This window comes from Brachyspira pulli (assembly GCF_036997785.1).
Lineage (GTDB): Bacteria > Spirochaetota > Brachyspiria > Brachyspirales > Brachyspiraceae > Brachyspira > Brachyspira pulli.
In genome coordinates this window covers 18,717-43,489 of sequence record NZ_JAWLQI010000001.1, presented here as the reverse complement: position 1 = coordinate 43,489, position 24,773 = coordinate 18,717, and the positions used below count along the sequence as shown (strand labels likewise).

Here is a 24,773-nt window from a genome sequence, read left to right as displayed (position 1 = left end):
TATTATTAAATACAGAATATATTTTATATTTGAACTAATAATAAATCAAATCAAAATATGATAAATGATTTTAGTTTATAAAATATTTACAATAAATTAAACCAAAAATTATTTTACCAAAATATATACAATCACAGATAAAATAGTTTTATATATTGGTTAAGTCAAAGTGAACCAAAAGTACATTTATGACTAACTAAAATATTACCTTACATTTTAATACGCTGTGTAAATATATAAGATTGTAGTGTTGACATTTTTAACAACATATCTAAATTATAACTTTTTACACTGCAAAAAGTATTGACAATACATTAATAAAAATATAGATATTGATGAAATAAAATTATTTAAATGTATTTTATATAATAAAAGGCTTACTAATAAATATATATTAGTAAGCCTTAATTATTTTAAATAATTATTAATTATTTCTAAAGAATAAAGCAGCACAACCTAAAACACCGGCATCATTACCTAAAGAAGCAGGTTTTATTTCAACATTATTAACCATCATTCTAAGTCCGTAATTTCTTACACCTCTATTAATATGCTCTATCATCATATCAAAGTCCTTACAAAGACCTCCGCCTATAAGAACCAAATCCAAATCAAGCATATTTAAAGCCTGTGCTATAGACATACCTAAATAATAAGAACATTCTGCAATAGTTTCTTTTGCAAGAGCATCGCCTTTTTTAGCTGCATCGAATAAAGCTTTAGCCTTACCTTTATCTAATTCTTCATAAGTTAAAGTAGTAGGAATTACACCTTTATGAATTTTCTGCTTAGCCATAGCAATAAAACCAGTAGCAGAAGCATAACGTTCTATACAACCGCTAGAACCGCAGTTACATTTATCACCATCAGGAACTACAAATACATGTCCGATTTCTCCGGCACCGCCTAAAGAACCAGTAAATAATTGTCCGTTAAGTACAAATCCGCCTCCAACACCTGTTCCAAGTGTAACAAACATTACAGATTGATATGCTTTTTCTTTACCGCTTCCATATTTTGCTTCGCCTAAAGCAGCCATACTAGCATCATTAGCAGTTTTTGTTGGCAAATTAAATTGATCGCCTATATCAGAAAATTTTAATCCCTTAAGACCTGGTATATTTTCAGCTCCTCCCATATGAAGAGTTTCTCTATTCATAACTCCAGGACAATCTATACCTAAACCTATAGCTTTATAATCATTAGGAATATTACTTTTTAATTTTTCCACAAAATCAGCAATAACTTTTTTATGTTCATCTGTAGTATGTTTAGGATCAACATCAAAATTATCCTTATATAAAATATTACCATTTTCTTCTATAACAGCACCTTTCATAGAAGTGCCGCCTATATCTATAGCTATAACTACATCTTTCATTTTTATACTCCTAATTATATTTATTATACTATTTTAGTACAATAATACAAATTGTCAAGAATAAATTAATTAATAATAATAATTATCTTTGAATACGTCCTGAAGCATCACCATTATACACAGTCATAACTTCATCAACAGTTACAACATTAAAATCACCTTCTATAGAATGTTTTAAACAGCTTGAAGCAGTTGCAAATTCTAGTGCTTCTCTGTCATCTTTGCCATTCAAAAAAGAATAAATTAGTCCAGCAGCAAAACTATCTCCTCCGCCTACTCTATCAACTATTTTTATCAAATATTCTTTTGAGAAATAATATTCACTTCCATTATAAAGCATACAAGACCATAAATTTTCGCTTGCAGAAATTGAACCTCTTAAAGTAATGCCTACTTTTTTTACTTTAAATCTATCAACTATTTCTTTAGCAACATCTTTATAACCTTCATGAGATAATTTTCCTTCTATAATATTAGTGTCTTTTGCTTTAATACCAAATACTTTTTCAGCATCTTCTTCATTAGCAACACATATATCAACATAAGGCATTAACTTACTCATAGTTTCATTAGCCTCTTTTGAAGTCCATAATTTCTTTCTAAAATTTAAATCAAAACTAATAGTTAAATTTTTTTCTTTAGCCTTCTTACAAGCTTCTATACAAACTTCAGCAACATTTTTTCCAAGTGCCGGAGTTATTCCTGTAAGATGAAACCATTTAGCACCATCAAAAATTTTATCCCAATCAAAATCTTCTTTACTGCATTGAGATATTGAAGAATTGGCTCTGTCGTATATTACTTTAGAACCTCTTTGACTTGCACCTTTTTCAAGGAAATATATACCTATTCTATCCCCGCCTAAAACTATATTAGATACATCTACACCATAACGTCTTAATTCATTAATGCAGGCTTGACCTATATCATTTTTAGGAAGTTTAGTAACAAAAGAAGTATCAACACCAAAATTTGATAATGCAAAAGAAACATTAGCTTCTCCGCCGCCGAATCTTGCATCAAAAGAATCTGTTTGTACAAATCTTAAATTTGAAGGAGGTGAAAGCCTTAACATTATTTCACCGAATGTAATAACTGAAGCCATAAAAAATCCTTTATCTTTCTTTAAAAGAATATTATTAACATAACTTTATTAACATAATAATATATTATGTTAATAATTATTGCAATTATATTTAGCACAATTAAATAAAAATTAAAAATAAAAAACAGTATTTATAAAGTATTTTTTAGTATAAGAATAAGAACAAAAAAAGAGGAAGCTATATACTTCCTCTAAAAAAATTAATAATAAAAATTTATGATAATGATATTTTCTTATTTTCTTCAACTGATTCTAAAACTATACAATTTGCCCCAATAATAGCATTTTCACCTATTGTGGTATTGCCTCCAAATATTGAAGCATTAGCATATATTGTAACATAATCGCAAACTGTAGGATGTCTTTTCTGCCCCTCTAGGCTTCTTCCATTAGTTAAAGATAAAGCCCCTAAAGTAACACCTTGATATATTTTTACATGATGACCAATAATAGTAGTTTCACCTATAACTATTCCTGTACCATGATCTATAAAGAAATAATCTCCTATAGTTGCCCCTGGGTGAATATCTATACCTGTTTTTGAATGTGCAAACTCTGATATAGTTCTTGCTATTAAATATTCTTTTTGATTATAAAATATATGTGCTATTCTATAATGAAAAATAGCTCTAAATCCCGGATATGTTAACACTATTTCATCATAAGACTTAGAAGCAGGATCTGATTGATAAAAGAACTCTAAATCCTTTTCAAGACTTAATGTAATATCATCAAGCTGTTCAACAAAATCCAATAAAGCAGAATCATCGCTAACTATTTTCATATAAAGTTTAGCTATGCTTTTTTTTACAATATCCCTATTTTGAGTCTCTCTAAAAAAATTTGGAAATGCATAATCTCTAATAAGTTTTACAATTTCCCTAATATCTTTTTGATTTGGTAATTCACTAAAAGTTTTCAATTTCATAAATTAAGTCCTTAACTCCAAGAGTATCTCTCACCTGTATCTGGTAAAACACAAAGCATTTTTATCTTATTTTTTGAATCATTATCCAATTGTTTTGAATAATCTATTGCAGCATAAACACTAGCTCCTGAAGATATACCTACATATAAACCTTCATTGAAACATAATTCTCTAGCGGTATTTATAGCATTATCATTGGATACATCTACAATTTTTTCTACAACTTTTAAATCTAAAATTTCTGGTACAAAATTAGCACCTAAACCTTGTATTTTATGAGGTCCTGATCTTCCTTTAGTCAAAAGAGGTGAAGCTTCTGGTTCTACACCAATAACTTTAGTATTCCTCTTATTATCCATAACATACTGTCCAATACCTGTTATTGTTCCGCCAGTACCAATACCTGCAAATATATAAGCAAGATCTGGAATATCTCTAAATATCTCTGGAGCAGTAGTTAAATAATGTGCCATAACATTTGATTCATTAACAAATTGACCCGGTATTACAGAATTAGGTATTTTTTTATTTAATTGATTCGCTCTTTCAACTGCCACATCCATTCCGCCGTCTACTAATTCCAATTTTGCTCCATAATCTTTTATTAATTTTCTTCTTTCTTCAGACATAGAAGAAGGCATAACTATTATAACATTAAGTTTTAAATATCTTCCAATAGCGGCCATAGCAATACCTGTATTACCAGATGTAGGCTCTATTATAGTATAACCTTCTTTTAATTTTCCGTCTTTAAATAAATCTAATATAATCTGTTTTACAGCCCTATCTTTTATAGAACCTGCAGGATTATTTCTTTCAAGTTTTCCATATAATTCTATATTACTATTTAAACCAAATTTAGATTCCATATTTTTTAATCTAACAATTGGAGTATTTCCTATCAAATCTAATATACTATTACATAACATATATAAATCTCCTAAAAAAATATTGCATCAATATATATTAATATTTTAATAAAAACAATATATAAAAGTTAAAGTTTACTTATATCAACTTCTTCTTTGCTTTTTACCTTTTTATATTTTATCCATCTTCTATTTGCTATATAATGCATAAATTGTATAAGTCTGATAAGAGCATCTTTAAAACTATCGTCTGTTTTTGCCTTTTGAAGTCTTGCTATTTCAAATATGCATCTATCTCCATCTATACTAAGCCAAGCAGAAGTTGAAAGTTCATCAAATTCTATATCTTTATTAATTTTCTTTTTCAAAAGCCAAGCTGAAATTTTTGTTATAGGGTTATTAGTTTCAAGTATAAGCAATACTCTGCCTTTTTCATTTATTTTCCAATTAGTGTGAATTATTTCCGGAACATAAAGTACAAAATTATGTTCATCTTTTTCTTTTAAAAAGTTATCCAGTATGTTATCATTTTTTTTACCCATATAATTTTCTCTCTAAAATAATATAGATATATTATACCAAAAAATAAAAAAATTACTATTAACAATATTACAAATATATATTATATATTAATTTTTTTAAGCTATAAATATTTATTATATGAAAATTGATACTGATTTATATAAAAGATAGTTAATTTTGAAAACTTAATTTTTTAGAATATACTGAAACTTTTTAAGTTTGTCATTTTTTAGTCAACTTTTTCCCGCCGCATACGCTCTGCGGACTTCGTCAAAGTTGCTATATCCTCGACAGGCTCGGATACGCTTCGCGAAAGTGCAAGTATAAAATTAGTAGTAAATCATACTAAAATTGTTTTACATGTAAGATAGGCTATTAATTTAAGCTAAAATATAGTCCTTTTGCTTCTTTGGGTCACCAAAAGAAGTGGGGGTGTGGGGGCTAGTCCCCACAAATAATAAAAATAATAAAATAATTTTTTGACAAAGTATAGTTGTTTAGGTATATATAAAAAAATCATAATGCAATACTAGCGAAAGTAAAGCATTATGATCTTTTATAAAATTTATAAATACTATAAATTATTTTTTGTCTTTAGTAGTTGTATATTTGTATACCCAAGCACAGAATAAAGCAAATATAATGAAAGTTATTAAATTGCTTTGAGGTACAATTTTAGAACCAAAGTTAATAGCTATATTTAAAGCAGCCATTATACCTATAAATATACCAACTATAGCATCACCAGCAACTAAACCAGAAGCAAGTAATATACCTTTTTCTGTAGCTTCGCTTTTTTCTTCCTCATTGTCTTTGAATTTCATTTCAACAAGTTTTCTAACAATACCGCCTATAAATATTGCAGTACTTAGAGTAATAGGCAAATATAGACCTAAAGCAACAGCAAGTATAGGAAGTTTAGCTATAGCACAGAATACAGCAACAGCAGCACCTATTATAACTAAAGTCCAAGGAAGCTGAGCAGTCATTATACCTTCAACTATAAGTTTCATTAAAGTAGCTTGCGGAGCTGGAACAGCATCAGAACCTATACCATAAGCTTTTTGCATAAGTATAACTGTAGCACCTGCACCTACAGAAGCGATGCCTAATGCTATAAACATACCTAATTGTATTTTCTTAGGAGTTCCGCCTATTATGTATGTAGCTTTTAATGATTGAGCAACACCACCAGCAACTGCAGTAGATACACAAACTATACCGCAAACTAAAAGCGACATTCTTATTCCTTCATCACCAACATTTCCAGTCAATTTAAATACTGTAGCAACAATTAAAAGTGTAGCTATAGTCATACCAGAAACAGGGTTGTTACTTGCACCAATTACACCAACCATTCTAGCTGATACAACAGCAAAGAAGAAACAGAATATTACAGCTAATATACCGCCTATTATTCCGCCGCCAATGCTTGGTATAAGCCAAGTAGCTAAGAAGCCAAATATAGCAGCAGCAATAAGCCATATAATAGGTGCATCTTGATTTATTCTATCTGTATTTTTAGCAGCATTATGATCTCCGCCAGCCATACCTGATAAAGATTTTTGGAAAGAACTGATAATTGTAGGCATAGATTTAGCTAAAGAAATAAATCCACCCATAGCAACAGCACCAGCACCAATATATCTTATGTAGCTTCCCCAAACCTCTTGAGCAGACATTTCAGCAATAGGAACTGATGAAGGGAAAACTGCTACTGGTATAAAATTACCAAAGTATTTAATTAATGGAATAAGTCCAAGCCAAGCAACTATACCGCCTGCAAACATAAGAGATGAAGTTTCAAGACCGATAATAAAACCTACACCCAATAAAGAAGCTAATGTATCTATACCAAGCATAGTTTTTTCATAAGGCTTAATTATATAAGTAGCACTTTCTTTCCAGAAACCGAATCCGCCTGAAAATAATTTGTATAACATTCCTGTTGCTATACCAGTTATCATATATTTAAAACCTTTACCGCCTTCACTACCTATAACCAATACTTCTGATTGAGCCATAGCTTCAGGATAAATCAAAGAACCATGTTCTTCTACTATTAAATATTTTCTAACAGGTGTAATAAAATAACAACCCATAAAACCGCCAACTATTGTAACAATAATAACGGTTAACATAGAAAGCCCCATTCCAAATAAAAGCAAAGCAGGAAGTATAAATATAATACCGCCGGCAATAGATTCACCAACAGCAGCTAAAGCAGCAGTGAAATTCGCTTCAAGAATATTATTTCTTTTAAAGAAAGCTTTGAATAAACCTGTAGCAAGTATAGCTCCTGGTATACCAGCTGATATTGTTAATCCTACTTTTAATCCTAAATATGTATTAGCAGCAGCAAAAAGTATAGCAAATAAAATACCTAATATTATTGAATAACCTGTCATTTCCGGCATAACAACAGTTGATGGAATAAAAGGAACATAATCCTCTCCTTTTATCCCGCCATAAGCATCTTTAGATAACTTTCTAGCCTCTTTGTTTAAATCTGACATAATATTTCCTTAAAATTATTTTATAGTATTTTTCATAAATAACCAAAGTGTTTTTAATATATTGTCAAACACTAATTTTTCACATAATTAATTATTTTATATTGATAACTAGCTCTTTCAAAACTTTCCACATTCTATCTACTGAAGCTATGCTTAAATGTTCTTTTGGAGTATGAACGTCCCAAATATCTGGTCCCATACTAATCATATCAACATCTGGTAAAGGTTTCTTTAATATTCCGCATTCCAAACCAGCATGTATAGCTTCTATTTTAGCATCTTTTCCAGTTATTTTTTTGTAAGCATTAAGAGCTATATCTTTTACTTTTGAATTAGCATCATATTCCCAAGCTGGATATTCGCTTGATCTTTTGCAATTAGCATTTGTTCTTGCTGCAGCAATTTCTACTCTTGAAGCTATTTCATTTGAAGAACTTGAAACAGAACTACGTATAGATATAGTGAAAGTTAATTTATTATTTTCTTCTTTCAAAATTCCATTATTAGCACTTGTTTGAACTAATCCTTCTATATCTCTGCTCATATAAAGTACTCCGTCAGGAGAAAGCATAATAAAGTCTATAACATTATTACTTACTTCTTTAGTATAGCATTCTTTAACAGCATCAGCTTTTGAAACAGCTATTTTCATATCAGGATCTTCAACTCTGTATTCAGCTTTGATATTGTTAGCAATTGTTTCTATAGCAGTTTTTACTTTATCAATATCTTTAGCAACTATTACAGCATCAGAATTTTTAGCAATAGCATTATGTTTAGCACCGCCTTCTATACAAGCAATATTGATATCATTTTTTACTGCATATAAAACTCTTCCCAATACTTTAATAGCATTAGCTCTTTGATTATTAATTTCTATACCAGAGTGTCCGCCTTTAAGTCCTGAAACTTCAATTTTTAATGCTTCATTACTGTTAGCTTCTTTTTTGATATCAAAATCAACTAAAGTATTAAGTCCGCCTGCACAGCTTACTAAAAATACTCCTTCAACTTCTCCATCTATATTAATAAGAGTTTTACCGTCTAAATGTTCGCCAGTAATAGCAGAAGCACCGTCCATACCTGTTTCTTCAGCAGTTGTAACTAATATTTCTAATGCTGGATGAGGTATATCTTTAGAATCAAGTAATGCAAGTCCCATAGCAACAGCAATTCCATCATCACCGCCTAAAGTAGTATCATTGGCTCTTAAAATATCACCTTCAACTATTAATTCTATAGGATCTTTTCTGAAATCATGTTTTGATTCTTTTGTTTTTTCACAAACCATATCCATGTGTCCCTGTATTATAACAGGCTTAACATTTTCATATCCGCTTGTAGCTTTCTTTTTGATAATTACATTGTTTTCTTTGTCTTGATAAACTTCTAAATTTCTGCCTTTAGCAAATTTAACTAAAAAATCACTAATTTCTTTTTCATGTCCAGATTCTCTAGGTATTTTGCTCATTTCACTAAACCATCTAAAAACTTCTTTAGAATCAAGATTATCAAAATTACTTAAATCCATACAAAAACTCCTTAAAAATATTTATAAAATAATACATTATATAAAAAACTAAAACAATGAACATTATTCATCATTTTAGTTTTAATACATATATAAATTATTTTTCATTATTCTCTAAATAAGCATAGAAAAATTTATGCTTACCCAAAGTATCAAATTGTACATCTTTCAAATTAGGGTTAACAAGTACTGGCAAAGTATAAAAGTAAATAGGTATAATAGGCATTTCTGACATAAATAAATCTTCTGCCTTATGAAGTATAGGCATTCTAATATTATTATCGCCTGTAGAAGAAGCCTCTGCAAGTAATGCATCATATTTAGGATTATTATAACCTTCTACATTTTGAGCACTATGACTTAAGAACATACCTAAAAATGTCATAGGATCATTGTAATCGCCTACCCATGCATTTCTAGCAACAACATAAGATTTATCTAAACGTGTTTGCTGAAATACTGCCCATTCTTCACTAGATATAGTACTGTCTATTCCTAAATTATTTTTCCACATCTGCTGAACTGCCTCAAATATAGAAGTATGTTCACCCGGATTTGTTTTAAAATCTAATACAGGAAAACCTTGTCCTTCTGGATAACCTGCTTCTGCCAATAATTTTTTAGCTTCTTCTATATTTTTTGTATAGTCTTCTGGTTTTACACTATAATAATCACCGCCATTTGTTCTAAAACTTCCAGTAACATCTGATATTAAACCAGGAACTAAAGCTGCAGCTGGAATTTGTCCTCCTCTTGTAACCTGCTCTACTATATAATTTCTATCTATAGCTAAGGCTAATGCTTTACGAACTCTTACATCTTTTAATATTTCATTAGTATTGTTCAAACTATAATAATAAACTGATAAATAAGGCTTTATTTGTAAAAATCCTTCTTCTTTTAATGCATCCATATCTTGAGTAGGAACTCTGTCTGAAAAATATATAGAACCTTCTTTAATACCAGCTACTACTGCTGTAGGATTATCCATTAATACAAATATTAATTTTTTAGGAACTATAGCAGATACATTCCAATAATTAGTATTAACTTCCATAACTATTCTATCATCAATAGATCTCTCTGTCATTTTGAAAGGGCCATTACCTATATAAGTTTCAGGATTCATAGTCCAAGTATCAGGATTAGCTGATATAATATCTTCTCTTAAAGGAAAATATACAGGATATGCCATAAGCTGATCAAAATATGGAATAGGTGCCTCTAAAGTTACTTCTAATGTATTATCATCTATCGCCTTTACACCTAAAGAATCAACTGGCATCTCACCAGCTGTTATTTTCTTAGCATTTTTTAAAGGTTCCATTTGATAACTATAATTAGCTGCTGTTTTTGGATCAACTGCCCTTCTCCAGCTATAAACAAAATCATTAGCTGTTACTGGCTTACCGTCTGACCATTTAGCATTGCTTCTAATATGAAACACATATTTGCTTCCATTCTCACTTATATCCCAACTTTCAGCAACACCGCCAACTATTTTTCCCTCTTTATCTTTTGTGGCAAGTCCTTCAAATGCATGTATAATATACATACTTCCGTCTATTGCCGAATTTAATGTAGGGTCTATGGTTTGAGGTTCTGGGCCTACATTAAGTCTTAAAACACCTTCTTCATATTTTGCTGATCCTCCACATGAGATAACAAAAATATAAACAAATATACAAAATAATATTTTTATAGATTTCATCATAAATAATTCCCCAACAATATTAATTGTTCTATTCTATCACAATATATATCTATAGTCAATAATAGTTTTGTATATATTTTACTTATTTTACAAAAAGTAGAAAATGTATAACAAATTTAAAACAATCGAATAAATGTACAATAAAAATCCCTTGACAAATATAAAAAAGAAAATTAGAATAACTAATTAAATTCGAATAACAATAAAAGATATTTTTTGGAGGATAAATGAAAGTAATAGATATAGAGAAAAAACCTGAAAATGAGAAAATATTCTTCGGAGATTTTGGTCATTACCTTAGAATAGATAATGTTTCTCATGAAGTTGCAAGAAAACTAAAAGAAGCTAGTGAGGGAAACACTTGGTTTTCAAAAGAGGTTGATTATAAATCTGATAAAACTAGATTTTCTACACTTCCAGAAGATGCACAAAGAGCTTTCAAACTTAATATAGCATATCAAACATTAATGGACAGCGGAGTTACTAGCGGTTTTTCTTCAATATTAAACAGAATAGTAACAAGTTCAATATGGTCTATACTATATGCAAGAATAGCAATAGAAGAAAATATACATGCTGAAAGCTATTCCTATGGGCTTTCTGAGGTTTTCGGACATGAAGCAACTGATACATTGGATTTAGTTTATAATGATGAATTTGTAAAGCATAGAATGGAAAAAGAGGTTGAATTATTTGGAAATGTTGATGATTTATGTAATCTTGAAAATTCAAATGCTTCATTAGATGAAAAAAAACAAGCTGTACTAAGATTATTAGTAGGTATATATTTACTTGAAAGTGTAAAGTTCCCATTTTCTTTTCTTGTTACTTTCACAATCAATAATAGTTATGATAATGCAATAGCTGGTTTCACAAAAACTATTAAATTAATTGCACATGATGAATTAAATACTCATGTTCCTACTGGTAAAAATGTAATGAATATACTTAGAAAAGAAACAGATCAGGGATTTACTCATTTATTTAAAAGCGGCTGGTTTAATGATATGGCTAAAGCAATGACAGAATTTACTGTTAATGAAGAAATTAAATGGGCTAAATATCTTTTTGATGGTTATGAAGTTTCTGGAATCAATTCTTCAGTAAGCGAACATTTCATTAAATATTGGGCTGGCGTAAGACTAAGAGATTTAGGAGTAGAAACTGAATATCTATCCGAAAAAAAATCCGATATAATAGATTGGTTTAACAGCTATAGAGATATAAATAAACAAAATGCAGCTTTACAGGAAACTACTAATACATCATACCAAAAAGGTGCATTAAAAAACGATTTATAATTATTTATAGTTATTATTTATTAAACAAAATAGAATCGATGGGTAAAAAATATGATAGAACTTACAAAAGATAAAAAACACATAATCATAAAAAGAGATGGAAGGGAAGAACCATTTAATGAAGAAAAACTAAGGAAAGTTGTAAATTGGGCTACTGAGGGAAAAGAAGTTTTTGCTAATAATCTTTTGGAAAGTCTGAATATAAAAATAAATGATAAAATGAAAATAGAAGTATTATATGATGAACTCATAAATACTGCTGTTAATATGATAAGCCCATTATATCCTGTATATGATACAATAGCAGAAAAGCTTTATCTAATGAAAATATATAAGGAAACTTGCGGACTTAAAAAAATAGGTTCTTATCCTCATATAAAAAATTTCTTGAAAAAAGGAATTAAATATAAAATTTATGATAAAGATATAATAAACTTATTCTCTGATAAAGAATTGGATAAAATCAATGCAATGATAGATCCTAATAGAGATTTACTTTTTACATATAAGGGATTAGCTATTTTCTATAAAAAATACTGTAAGAATATAGGAAATAAAAAACTTGAATTGCCTCAAGTAACTTATATGGTAGCTGCTATGTTTTCATTTTATAATGACTATTATAAAGGCGAAAATAAAGATAAATTAGAAATAAGTAAGGCAGAAAGATTAAAATATATAAAAAGAACTTATGATATGCTTTCAAGGCATGAAATTACATTTGCTACACCTAGAATAGCAAACAGTATGACAATAAAAGCACAGTTAGCTAGCTGTATATTAAATACGCCTGATGATGATACTTGGAGTCTAAATCAAACTGATGGAAATATGGCTCTATATTCAAAATTTTCAGGCGGTATAGCTTATGATGCTTCATATATAAGAGCTGCTGGTTCAAGTATACAAACTAATAGAGGACGTTCTGACGGACCTGTACCATTTATAAAAAGAGTGGAACAAACTATATCATCTTTCAATCAAGGCGGAGTACGTAAAGGTGCTTGTGTTGTAACATTCCCTTGGTGGCATTTAGATGTATTAGATTTAATTATGCTTAAAGATGCAGGCGGTACAGAAGATACAAGAGCTAGAAAATTAGTTTATTCTATTAGGATAAGCAATATATTTAGAGAACGTGTCAATAAAGATGAATATGTAACTCTTTTCGACCCAAAAGAAACTCCCCTCTTAAATGAAGAATACGGCGAAAAATTTGATGTAGCTTATATGTATTATGAAAGTAAATCTTCTATAAGAAAAAAGAAAATAAAAGCAAAAGATTTATTATTCCAAATTTTGAAAGTAAGACAGGAAACAGGAAATTTATATCTTACTTTTGTGGACAATATCAATGAACAAAATATGGTTAATAAATTTGTAGGTGCTTCTAATCTATGTCAGGAAATAGTTATACCTTCTTATCCGTCAAAACTTATTGATGAAAAATATGTTATCAATGAAGATGGAGAATATGAAATCATTCAAAGAAAAAAAAGCGGTGAAATAGGTATATGTAATCTAGTTTCTGTAAATCTTATGTCTTGGGTTACATTCAATGAGGAGAAAAAACAGTCATTCTGTTATACTCTTTTAAGAGGATGCGACAACATAATAGACACACAATTCTATCCTGTAAAAGAAGGTGAAATAGCAAATAAGAAAAATAGACCTATTGGTATAGGTGTTATTAACTATGCTAATTTACTTGCTTCAAATAAATTAAAATATACAGACAAAGAAGCTTTAGAATTTACTAATAAAGTTTTTGATGATTTATATTATCATATATACGAAGCATCAAATTTATTAGCTAAAGAAAGAGGCCCTTATAAAACATTCAATGAATCTAAATGGAAAGAAGGATTAACTCCATTCCATATATCATTATTAAATAACAATAAGAAAAATAATCTTGATGTTACAGTAGATAAAGAAAAATGGGATAAACTTGCTGAAAAAATAAAAGCTAATGGTGTTCGTTTTTCATTCCATGGTGCTATTGCCCCTACTGCTACATCTGGTAAAAGTGTATCTGCAACTGAAAGTATAGAACCTATAGTAGATTTATTCTTTATAGAAGAAGGTATACAAACATTACCTAGCTTAGCACCTAATATAAAAAAGAATAGACAATATTATGAAAGATGCTGGAATATACCTGCAAGAACTATAATAGAACTTGCTGCTGTAAGACAAAGATATATAGACCAAGCACAATCATTAAATTTATATTATGTAAAGCCTGATTCTGCAAAAGAGCTTTGGGACGATATACAATATGCTATGGATTTAGGTTTAAAAACTCTTTATTATATGAAAACTCCTAAGTCTAATTTTGAGTTAGATGAAGTTTGTGAATCTTGTACATAATAAAAATCAATATAAATATACCCTATTAGGCATTATAACTTTTGTTATAGTGCCTATTTATTTTTTAAAAATTTTTCATAACCTATTGCTATTTTTTATAATATAATATAGAATCCTTGTTTATATAAAAAATATTGATTTGCTTTCTTGTTGTTTTTGTTAAAAAATAATTTTTTTAAATATTATAAAGCTATTCATAAAAATTGTGAGCCTCTAGTAAATTTATTTAACAGAGCTTTAGAGCAAACAATTTTTATTAGCAATAAATATAATATTTTATTCTGCTGAAAAAAATTCTCATAAAAGTAAATTTTTTTATATGTAATTTTAGACCTAATTAAGGATTTAATTAATATGTTATTAACATAATTCAGTTAACATATTTTAATATTATGTTAACTTTTACTAAATTATTATGATTTCTTTCATATATATAGCTAGGTATAGTTTCTTTAAAAAGTTCAAAATTTAAAATTAAATTTCAAATTTCGTATTGACATATTTATTTTTATAGTATATAAGGTTCGCGTTAGATTTAACAAACACAAAAAAATTATATGGGAGCGAATCAATATTATGAAAAAGATTTTGATTTTCTTAACTCTTGTAAGTCTATTCGGACTTATCTCTTGCGGCGGCGGTGCTTCAAGCCCTACTGACATTGTGATAACAGGCTCTTCTTCTGTTTCACCTTTAATGTTCAAATTAGCTGAAAAATTTGAAGAAGTAAATTCTAATTACACTGTAACAGTAGAAACTTCTGATTCAACTATTGGAGTTCAAGACACTATAAACGGCAACAACAATATAGGCATGGCTTCAAGAAATTTGAAAGAAGATGAATTACCTAATTTAGACACTTATTTATTATGCCAAGACGGTATAGTAATTATAGCTAATAAAGATTCTGAAATTAATCAAATTAGCGAAGAAGAATTATATGATCTTTATATCAATAATAAAGCAATAGGAAATATCAGTAAATCAATCTCAAGAGAAGATGGTTCTGGTACTAGAAGTGCTTTTACAGATTTAACTGCTATAGGAAAAGAATCTCCATTACCTGCAACAGTTGAAATATTAGATGGTACTGGAAAAGTAAAAACTTCTGTAAGCAGTGATGCTTCAAAAATAGGATATATCTCTTTGGGTTCTATTGATGATACTATCAAACCTTTAGCTTACAAAGCAAAAGGACAAAATGAATATGTTCCTGCATCAGTAGAAAATATAAAGAGCGATACATATAAACTTTATCGTCCTTTCTACATATTCACAAAAAAAGGTGCTGAATTAGATGAAGGTACTAAGGCTTTCTTAGATTTTATTAATAGTGAAGCTGGGAAAGCGGTTATAAATGAAAACGGGTATGTAGCTAATTGATAAAATAATGAAGGTCGGTATACAAATTAGTTTTTGTATATCGACTTTTTTATTTCAATGTCATAAAAATAATTTAATTTAGGATATGTATTTTGGATAACAATATTAATAAACATATACGTAATGAAATACTAGATAATGTTATGAGATATGTATTTTTTATATGTTCTATATTTTCTGTTATAGTTGTATTTTCAATATGTATTTTTATATTTATCTATAGTATTCCAGTATTTAAAGAAGTTGGATTTTTCAAATTCGTTTTTGGTATGAATTGGTCTCCATCATCAAAAGATTTTGGAATATTACCAATGATAGTTGGTTCTATATATGTAACAATTCTTGCCACATTATTAGGCGGAGGATTTGGTTTTTTCACTGCAGTTTATATATCAATGTTCTGCCCAAAAAAATTAAAGATAGTATTATCACAAGTTATAGACTTACTTGCTGGAATACCTTCAATAGTTTACGGTTTTTTTGGTATGGTAGTATTAGTACCTTTTTTAAAAAACATTTCTCCAAATGATGTTGGTGAAGGAGTATTAGCAAGCTCTATTATACTTGCAATAATGATACTTCCTACTATAACATCAATCACAAAATATAATTTAGAAGCTGTGTATAAATATTATTATGATGGGGCAATAGCTTTAGGAAATACTCATTCACAGGCTATTTTTGGAGTTATTGTTAAAGCTGCAAAATCAGGCATATTTTCTGCTATAGTACTTGGTATGGGAAGGGCTATTGGTGAAACTATGGCGGTTATGATGGTTGCTGGAAATGCACCTTTTGTACCTAAAGATTTATTCTCATATTTTAGAACTATGACTATTAATATAGCCTTAGAAATGGGATATGCAACAGGAATTCATAGATCTGCATTAATAGCTACAGCTTTTGTATTATTATTATTCATACTCATTATTAATATAGTACTTTCACTATTAAAAAGAAATAATTTATATTTTTCATTTTCTTTCTCTAGTCTTTTCGGCAAGAATAAAGAATTAAAAGCCAATGTAAATGACTTTTCTTTCAAAAATATAAAAATGAAAGTATCAACTATAAAAGCTGATGCATTAAAATATATTTCAGTATTTGCTGCTGCAGTATCAACATTGCTTCTAGTATTTATAGTATTATTTATCTTAATAAGGGGAATACCTCATATCAATTTCAATTTATTATTTGGAAAAAGTAATAACTCTCAAATGACATTATTGCCTGCAATAGTTTCAACAGGTATGATGCTTTTTATGTCGCTTATAATAGCAATACCTTTAGGAGTGTTTGCAGCTATTTACTTAACTGAATATTCAAAAGCTAAAAGTAAATTAATATCTGTAATTAGAATATTTACTGACAGTTTATCAGGCATTCCATCAATAGTATTTGGTCTTTTTGGTATGTTAGTATTCGCTAATCTATTTGGTATAGGAAGAAGTATATTAGCAGGTTCATTAACTTTAGTTTTAATAATACTGCCATCTATAATAAGACAAACAGAAGAAACATTATTATCAATACCTACAAGTTTGCGTGAAGGAAGTTTGGCTTTGGGAGCTTCAAAAGTAAGAACAATATTTAAAATTGTATTGCCTTGTGGTTTTTCTGGTATTATGACCTCTGTCATTTTAAGCATAGGAAGAATAGTAGGTGAAAGTGCTGCTTTGATATATACAGCCGGAGCAGTAAGATATATGCCTAAAGGTTATTTAAGTTCGGGAAGTTCATTTTCAGTTATGATGTGGATGTTCTCAAGTGAAGGCTTATATATTAATCAGACTTTTGCAACTGCCAGTATTTTGCTTATTATGGTTATACTTCTTAATGCTTCACTATTTATTGTTAATACGAAGTTAAAGAAAGATTATTAATAATATTATTGAAAGGATAAAAAATGGGTAATGATATAAATAATACAACAAACAATAATGTAAATTTTGACTTTAATACTGATACAGCTATAAAAGTAAAAGATTTAGATTTATATTATGAAAGTTTTCAAGCTTTAAAAAAAATTAATATTGATATAACTAAAAATAGTGTAACAGCTTTTATAGGGCCTTCAGGATGCGGAAAGTCTACCCTATTAAAAACATTTAACAGAATGAATGATTTAGTTCCAAACTGCAGAATAGAAGGCGACATTGAAATAGCTGGGGTTAATATATATAATAAAAATGTAAATGTATCATATTTAAGAAAGAATGTGGGAATGGTATTTCAAAAGTCTAACCTTTTTGCTATGAGTGTTTATGATAATATAGCTTATGGCCCTAGAACTTTTGGAATAAAAAAGAAATCTAAATTAGATGAGATAGTTGAATATAGTTTAACTAAAGCGGCTCTTTGGGACGATATAAAAGACAGACTTAATAAAAATGCTTTAGGTTTGTCTGGAGGTCAGCAGCAAAGATTATGCATAGCAAGAGCATTATCTGTTAATCCTAAAATACTTCTTATGGACGAACCTACAAGTGCATTAGATCCAATAAGTACAGGAAAAATAGAAGAATTAATAGATGAATTAAAAAATGAATACACTATAGTAATAGTTACTCATAATATGCAGCAAGCTATGAGAGTATCTGATAAAACTGCTTTCTTCTTGTTTGGTGAAATTGTAGAATACAGCAACACAGAAGAAATATTCTCAAAACCTAAAGATGAAAGAACAGAAAGATACATTACTGGAAGATTTGGTTGATTTATAATTTTTATTTTTTATATTAATTAAACGGAGAAAAAAATGAAAAAATTTGAAGAAGAATTAAATAAGTTAATAGATTATGTTGTTGAAGCTGGAGACATGATATTGAAAGCTTTAAGAAATTCTACAAAAGCTTTAACAAACGGAGATATAGAATTAGCTAATCAAGTTATAGAAAATGACAGAAACATAAACAGAATATCTTATAAAATAGAAAGTTCATCTTTAAAAATGTTATTATTGGAAAACCCAGTAGCAACAGATTTAAGAATAGTTTCTGCAACATTAAAAATAGCTACAGACTTAGAGAGAATAGGAGATCAATCAAAAGATATATGTGATCTGCTTAGATTTTTATTAGAAGGAAATATATATAAAAATAATATAGATACTATAATAGAAATGTCAAACATAATTGATTATATGGTAACTAATTGTCTAAAAGCATTTAAAGAAAAGAATGCTGAATTATCCCGCAATGTAATAGAAAGCGATGATAATGTAGATAAATTATTCTATAAGATGAGAGACTCTATGGTTGACTTAATAAAAAGCGGTGCTGAAAATGCTGATCAAGCAATATATTTGATGATGATAGCCAAATACTTTGAAAAGATGGGAGATCATGCTGAAAATATAGCAAAATGGGTTTATTACTACAGCACTGGAGAAAGATTCAAGTAATAATTTTTCACATAAAAATATAACCTGTCTAAAATATTTTAGGCAGGTTTTTTATTTATTAAAATGGTATTAAAAATAAATGTTTTCAAATTAAAGTATTAGAAATAATCTTATGTTATTTAATTATATTATTAACGCATTACATCAGAAGGCTTTAACCCTTCATTATTAGTGATATTTTTATCAGCACCTAATCTTAATAATAATTTATAAGCTTCTTTTTTATTATTAGCAGCAGCATAATAAAGTGCTGTCCAACCATCATCATCTTGTGCATCAATATCTACTTTTAAATTTCTAACCAAATATCTAATATTTTCTATATTATCATAAACCACAGCCATATGTAAAGGCGTTACATTATTCTTAGTTTTTGTATTAATCAATTTTCTATTTTTTGATACAATGTTTCTTAATATAGCACTATTTCCAAATGCAGAAGCATACAAAAATGTAGACCACCCTTCTTCATCTGTAGCATTAACATTAGCACCTTTATTTATAAGCAAGTTGCATATTTTACTATCCCCTTTGCTTTTAAATATAGCATAAAGAAGCGGAGTTGACTCCCCTATGTATACTGCATCTGTAGAGTCGTCTCCTAAATGAGTAAAATAGCCTTTCGGAAGTTTTGCTTCCAAATCAATGTTTTTATTAGCAAGAAGTACATTAAGAGAATTAATGCTTTTATTTTTTATAGCTAAATGTAAAGCACTTAAACCATAACCATCTTTGGCATTTATGTTAGCACCCCTATTTACAAGAGCTCTAATACTTTTATAATCATCTATTTCTATAGCTTTAAATAATTCTATATCAATATCTCTTAATTCATTAGTTTCTTCTTCTATTGTTGAAGTTAAAACAGTTTCAGGTAAAACATTATTATTATCTGTGATATTTGTATCAGCACCTAATTCTATAAGCAAATTATATGCCTCAATACTTTTAGAATGTGCTGCATGATAAAGAGGTGTCCAGCCATCAATATCTTGACCATTAATATCTATATTAGAATTTGTTGATAAGTACATTATAGCATTTAGATTATTACTTCCGCTAGCTATATGTAAAGGTGTTACATTAAATTCTGTTTTGCTGTCAAGTAAAGAACTATCTTTATCTATAAGCAATGATATTATATATAAATCTGAATATGCTGCTGCATACATGATACTATTCCAATTTTTAAAATCTTTCATTTTTAGATTAGCACCATTTTCTATTAAATACTCTGTTACATATCTTGAATTTTTATATATAGAATATAATAAAAGACTAGCACCTCCCAAATTATTTTCATAATCATCTGGTAATTTAGAATCTATATTAAAATTATCATTAGTACTTATAAATTCTTTCATATATTCTACATCATCATTATCTATTGCTTCATATATAGAATTATAATTTTTATTAATATTATTATTTGTTTCTAATAAATCAATTTCTTCTATTCTTTCGATTTCTTTTATAACTTCTTCTATAGTATCTTGAGCATAAATAGAAATACAAAATACAAACATTATTATAAAAATATTTCTCATAAAAAATAACTCTCAATTTCGTTATATAAAATATTACTGAGTAGATGCAGCACTATCTTGTAAATCAGTAATAGTACTGTTAAGATCATATTCTCTCTTAGGTAAACCAACGCTAGGAAAGTCAGTAAGAGTAAATTCAATCCAAAACTCTTTATTCCAATAAACACCTTTTACAGAACCTGATGATATATCAGAAGGTAAACTAGAAGGTCTTACCGCAAAAGTAGCTTGAATCTGCCAGCCATCTAATTCATGCCATACACTAGCCTCTATAGAATCTAATTTAAATAAACTTTCAGTCCTTTTTTGTGGACTTGAGAAATTAAAGGAATTAATAATATCCCAGAAAGGATTAACCCAAGTTTCATTTTCTCTTTCGGCATAAGATTTTATATATCTATATGCCTTTTTATTGGCACTTGTAGTACCTATTCTAAATTTCCACTGATTCAAAACTTGAAGTTCTATACCGAATGTAAATGCTGCTGTATTATATCTATAGTTAATAAAATCATGAGTGAAAGAAAAACCAAAATATAAATTAAAATCATTAATAATACCATCAAAAAATGGTTTTTTATTATTTTTAATTAAAATCCAATCTGTGATTTTTCCAAGCGGTATAGGGAAATGGAAATATGAATTAATACGATTAACCGTTAAATTTGTACCCAATAAGTTTCTTGATACATCATAAGATATATAAGACTGATTATATAAAAGTCTTGCTGAAGCCCCAACCTCTGTAGTAAGCATTTTATTTGTAGAAAACTCTACTTGATAAGTTCTAGTTTCAGAATTGTATGTAGGTATGAAATCATAACCTGTTCTTATGAATGATTCCAAATTTAAATTTAAATCTGGTAAAAAGAATAAACTATAACCAGTTCCGCCAACTGTCAATTTAGTAGTAAAATTATGATTATTAAACTCTCCTATTTGAGAACCTAAGGAATCTGTATCAATATATTTTTCTTTAAATCTATAACCTAAAGTATATGTAGTATCCCATCTAACAGTAGGTTCAAAAAACTGAGTGAAATTATAAGGTAAAATACTATAAGGCAAGAACATAGAAAAATTCATTCCAGTACCTAAACCCAAATAAGTATTATCTTTATCATAAATTAAATCCTCAGCTGTAGGATCTATACTATTTTGATAAGAATATTCTATATTAAAACTAGGAATAAATCTTATAAAATCATTAGTAAAAGTTCTGGATACTGATCCATATAAATTTAAATTATTTCTTTCAGCCAATTTATCATTAAGCTGATCATCTAACATAGGATTATTATAAAAAGCAATACCTTCAGAAGTTTTATAATTTATAGTATGATTATAACTAGCCCTCAAATCATAATTTATATTAAGTCCAGGAAAATAATAAGAAGTTTCATCTCCAAATACAGAACTGTAACTAGCTTCTACTGATGGTAAAATGAGCTTATTTGGTTTTGACATATAATAATCAAAATTTGTATTATTATCTACAGATATATTTCTAACGGCCTCCAAATCCCATTCAGCACCAACTCTTAAATTTACACCATAAATATTATTATTAAGATAAACTGAATTTTCAATATATCTTTCTGGATAAGAATCACCGATATCTTGTAAGTTACCTGTAATAGATGTAAAAAACGTTAATATATCAAACTGACCTCTTTGATTATAATAATCAGATCTGAAATATAAATCGCTATTTAAATTTAACTTACCTGTAATATAGCTATTAATATTCTGACTATTGTATAATTGAATTGTATGATCATATTGGAATTTATATCTAGGTACAAATTTTCCAGATTCTCCAGTACCAAAATAGTTAACATACCTCGTACCAAATCCTATACTTGATGTAATATAAGAATTAAGTAAATAATACTGTCTTCCCAAAGCAAACATAGCATCTAATGCTAAATCTTGATATTGACTTGTATATCTTATCTCATCACCTAGCAAAAAACCTAATTTTTGATATGCATCGAATCTTACTTTATGCTGAACACCATATAAATTAAATATCTTATAATTTTGTATATAAACACCTTCACGTAATGATTCACCAAATGAAGTTATTATACCAGTACCTATATTATTTTGAATAAACAGAGGGAAATAGAATACAGGCTGTCTTCCCACCCTATAAATACTATTGAATACCATGATATTTTTATCATTCCAAAGATAAACACGGCTAGTCAAAAAGTCATGTGCTACAGGTGTAAGACGAGAGAAACTAACACGGCTGTTTTCAGCGAAAAAATCTTGGTCATTAAATTTTATTACTTCACCTTCAACAGTAAATCCCATAAATTTTGTACCGCCGCCATATAAAATACCTTTTTTATCCTCTCTGTTCAGCATGAACCATTGGCCATTAAGAGTACTTTCTCCAGATTTTACAGTTAAATTTCCAGAAGCAAACACTTCACCTGTTTTTAAACTATAAACTACTCTATCAGCTACCAAGGTATTATTATACATCCTCATAGTAACATTACCATATAATGCTATGAGTTCTTCTTCAGCTTCTTTTATCTCATAACGTTCAACAAAGTCCGCTCCTATAAGTTCTACCTGAGCATTTCCTCTATTTATAGTAACCCTTGCTACTTCCCTTATTTGATCCTTATTATCTGTAACTTCAGGTTTTATATTAACTTGTCTTTCTATAATCCTAGCTCTTAAAGATGCTTCTGTATCATAAGGATAAATTTCTATATTATTAACCCTAGCATACTCTCTAAGAACATAAAATGGTGTAAAATTAACCAAATTAATAAAAGAAATAGGATTCTTTTTAGCATCGAATCTATTTATTTGCATTATTGCACTTTCGCCTATATTGTTTGTTGCAATAGTATTATTTACATTATTGGTATTAGTTTCTTGTGCGTATAAACAAACATTAAATATGAATGTAAATAATAGCAAAATTAAGATTCGCATTATATCCTCTAAAACTCAATTATAACTTTTTATCAAGAAAATTTAATTTTAAAGAAATTGCGTTTTCCTACTTTTAATATACCCTCTTTAGAAACAACAGTATTTATATCATTAATCTTTTCATTATCTAAAGTAACACTTCCTTGAGCAACAAGTCTTTTCAAATTTGATTTACTTTCTGATGACATACAAATAGATAAAATATTCAATATATTATCATCTTTATTTACTTTTACTTCTTCAAGCTCATCTGGAAGTCCTTTAGAACTGAATATTCTTTTAAACTCTTCTTCAGCATTCAAAGCTTCTTCTTCACCATGATATATTTTTACTATCTCTTTTGCTAATATACCTTTTATATTTCTAGGATTTTCACCATTTTCCATAGCTTTAACATAATTCTTTATATCTTCTATAGATATGTCTGTGAGAAGTTCCATATATTTAGCTATTAAATTATCAGGTATGCTCATAGCTTTACCATACATATCTTTAGGACTATCATATATACCAATATAATTACCTAAAGATTTACTCATCTTCTCAACACCGTCTAAACCTTCTAATAATGGAACTGTAACAACTGCCTGAGGAGATAAACCATACTCTTTCATCAAAGTTCTTCCAACAAGCAAATTAAATTTCTGGTCATTACCGCCAAGCTCAACGTCACATTCTAAAGCTACAGAATCATAACCTTGTGCTAATGGATATAAGAATTCCATCATACTTATAGGCTGACCATTTTTATATCTTTTAGCAAAATCATCTCTTTCTATCATTTGAGCTACTGTATATCTTGAAGTAAGTCCAAGTACATCAGCAAAACTCATTTTTTCAAGCCATTTTGAGTTAAACTCTACAATAGTTTTTTCAGGATCCAAAATTTTAAAAACCTGCTGTTTATAAGTTTCAGCATTTTTCAATACATCTTCTAAAGTTAATCTAGGTCTAGTCTTAGTTTTACCAGATGGATCTCCTATTCTTCCAGTAAAATCTCCAATTAAAAATACAACTTTATGTCCTAATAACTGAAAATGTCTCATTTTTCTCAAAAGTACTGTATGACCTAAATGTATATCAGGTGCAGTAGGGTCAAATCCAGCTTTTACTGTTAATTGCTTTCCGCTTTTTAATTTTTCTTTTATTTCTTCTAATCCTATAACTTCGCTTATTCCGCGAGTAATTAATTCGATAGATTCTTCTACAGTATATTGTTTATTGTCCATTTTAGTATCC

17 protein-coding genes are annotated in these 24,773 nt (G+C 28.5%); 6 read left to right on the top strand and 11 right to left on the bottom strand.

Going from position 1 to position 24,773, the window contains the following annotated elements; genetic code table 11:
• Positions 1 to 424: 424 nt before the first annotated feature.
• The 8 genes from R4K56_RS00160 to R4K56_RS00125 form a co-directional block, all read right to left on the bottom strand.
• Complete coding sequence (locus tag R4K56_RS00160) at positions 425 to 1,381, bottom strand: ROK family protein (protein WP_335756943.1); 957 nt, start codon at positions 1,379 to 1,381, stop codon at positions 425 to 427.
• A gap of 82 nt (positions 1,382 to 1,463) precedes the next feature.
• Positions 1,464 to 2,486 carry a sugar kinase gene (locus R4K56_RS00155; protein WP_335756944.1) on the bottom strand — a complete coding sequence of 341 codons (1,023 nt, stop codon included), beginning with the start codon at positions 2,484 to 2,486 and terminating at the stop codon, positions 1,464 to 1,466.
• A 214-nt stretch (positions 2,487 to 2,700) separates the two neighbouring features.
• Positions 2,701 to 3,414 carry a serine O-acetyltransferase EpsC gene (epsC, locus tag R4K56_RS00150; RefSeq protein WP_335771651.1) on the bottom strand — a complete coding sequence of 238 codons (714 nt, stop codon included), beginning with the start codon at positions 3,412 to 3,414 and terminating at the stop codon, positions 2,701 to 2,703.
• An 11-nt stretch (positions 3,415 to 3,425) separates the two neighbouring features.
• A complete protein-coding gene (locus R4K56_RS00145; RefSeq protein WP_335756946.1) occupies positions 3,426 to 4,343 on the bottom strand; it encodes a PLP-dependent cysteine synthase family protein in 918 nt (305 codons plus the stop codon).
• A 68-nt stretch (positions 4,344 to 4,411) separates the two neighbouring features.
• Positions 4,412 to 4,825: a PqqD family peptide modification chaperone gene (locus R4K56_RS00140; protein ID WP_335759663.1), complete on the bottom strand. Its 414-nt coding sequence runs from the start codon at positions 4,823 to 4,825 to the stop codon at positions 4,412 to 4,414.
• A gap of 561 nt (positions 4,826 to 5,386) precedes the next feature.
• Entirely contained in the window at positions 5,387 to 7,321 is a 1,935-nt protein-coding gene (locus R4K56_RS00135; protein WP_297298112.1) for an OPT family oligopeptide transporter, read from the bottom strand.
• A gap of 91 nt (positions 7,322 to 7,412) precedes the next feature.
• Positions 7,413 to 8,852 carry an aminoacyl-histidine dipeptidase gene (locus tag R4K56_RS00130; protein WP_335771650.1) on the bottom strand — a complete coding sequence of 480 codons (1,440 nt, stop codon included), beginning with the start codon at positions 8,850 to 8,852 and terminating at the stop codon, positions 7,413 to 7,415.
• A 97-nt stretch (positions 8,853 to 8,949) separates the two neighbouring features.
• Positions 8,950 to 10,566, bottom strand: coding sequence for a peptide ABC transporter substrate-binding protein (locus R4K56_RS00125; protein ID WP_335771649.1), 1,617 nt, complete (start codon positions 10,564 to 10,566; stop codon positions 8,950 to 8,952).
• Positions 10,567 to 10,793: 227 nt separating this feature from the next.
• Between R4K56_RS00125 and R4K56_RS00120 the strand changes: the two genes are divergently transcribed.
• From R4K56_RS00120 to phoU, 6 genes are all read left to right on the top strand, one after another.
• Positions 10,794 to 11,867: a ribonucleotide-diphosphate reductase subunit beta gene (locus R4K56_RS00120; protein WP_335771648.1), complete on the top strand. Its 1,074-nt coding sequence runs from the start codon at positions 10,794 to 10,796 to the stop codon at positions 11,865 to 11,867.
• Between the two features lie 51 nt (positions 11,868 to 11,918).
• Positions 11,919 to 14,240: a ribonucleoside-diphosphate reductase subunit alpha gene (locus R4K56_RS00115; RefSeq protein WP_335769242.1), complete on the top strand. Its 2,322-nt coding sequence runs from the start codon at positions 11,919 to 11,921 to the stop codon at positions 14,238 to 14,240.
• Positions 14,241 to 14,816: 576 nt separating this feature from the next.
• Complete coding sequence (locus R4K56_RS00110; RefSeq protein WP_297298530.1) at positions 14,817 to 15,623, top strand: substrate-binding domain-containing protein; 807 nt, start codon at positions 14,817 to 14,819, stop codon at positions 15,621 to 15,623.
• Positions 15,624 to 15,715: 92 nt separating this feature from the next.
• A complete protein-coding gene (gene pstC, locus R4K56_RS00105; RefSeq protein ID WP_335759667.1) occupies positions 15,716 to 17,506 on the top strand; it encodes a phosphate ABC transporter permease subunit PstC in 1,791 nt (596 codons plus the stop codon).
• A 35-nt stretch (positions 17,507 to 17,541) separates the two neighbouring features.
• Entirely contained in the window at positions 17,542 to 18,339 is a 798-nt protein-coding gene (gene pstB, locus R4K56_RS00100) for a phosphate ABC transporter ATP-binding protein PstB (RefSeq protein WP_418232830.1), read from the top strand.
• 42 nt (positions 18,340 to 18,381) lie between these two features.
• Complete coding sequence (gene phoU, locus R4K56_RS00095) at positions 18,382 to 19,026, top strand: phosphate signaling complex protein PhoU (RefSeq protein WP_335757837.1); 645 nt, start codon at positions 18,382 to 18,384, stop codon at positions 19,024 to 19,026.
• 131 nt (positions 19,027 to 19,157) lie between these two features.
• Here phoU and R4K56_RS00090 read toward each other — a convergent pair whose 3' ends face one another.
• Genes R4K56_RS00090 through tyrS form a run of 3 tightly spaced genes read right to left on the bottom strand, consistent with a single transcriptional unit; the run spans position 19,158 to position 24,763 of the window.
• Positions 19,158 to 20,573: an ankyrin repeat domain-containing protein gene (locus R4K56_RS00090; protein ID WP_335771647.1), complete on the bottom strand. Its 1,416-nt coding sequence runs from the start codon at positions 20,571 to 20,573 to the stop codon at positions 19,158 to 19,160.
• 33 nt (positions 20,574 to 20,606) lie between these two features.
• Entirely contained in the window at positions 20,607 to 23,534 is a 2,928-nt protein-coding gene (locus R4K56_RS00085) for an LPS-assembly protein LptD (protein WP_335771646.1), read from the bottom strand.
• 32 nt (positions 23,535 to 23,566) lie between these two features.
• Entirely contained in the window at positions 23,567 to 24,763 is a 1,197-nt protein-coding gene (gene tyrS / locus R4K56_RS00080; protein WP_335771645.1) for a tyrosine--tRNA ligase, read from the bottom strand.
• Positions 24,764 to 24,773: the final 10 nt, after the last annotated feature.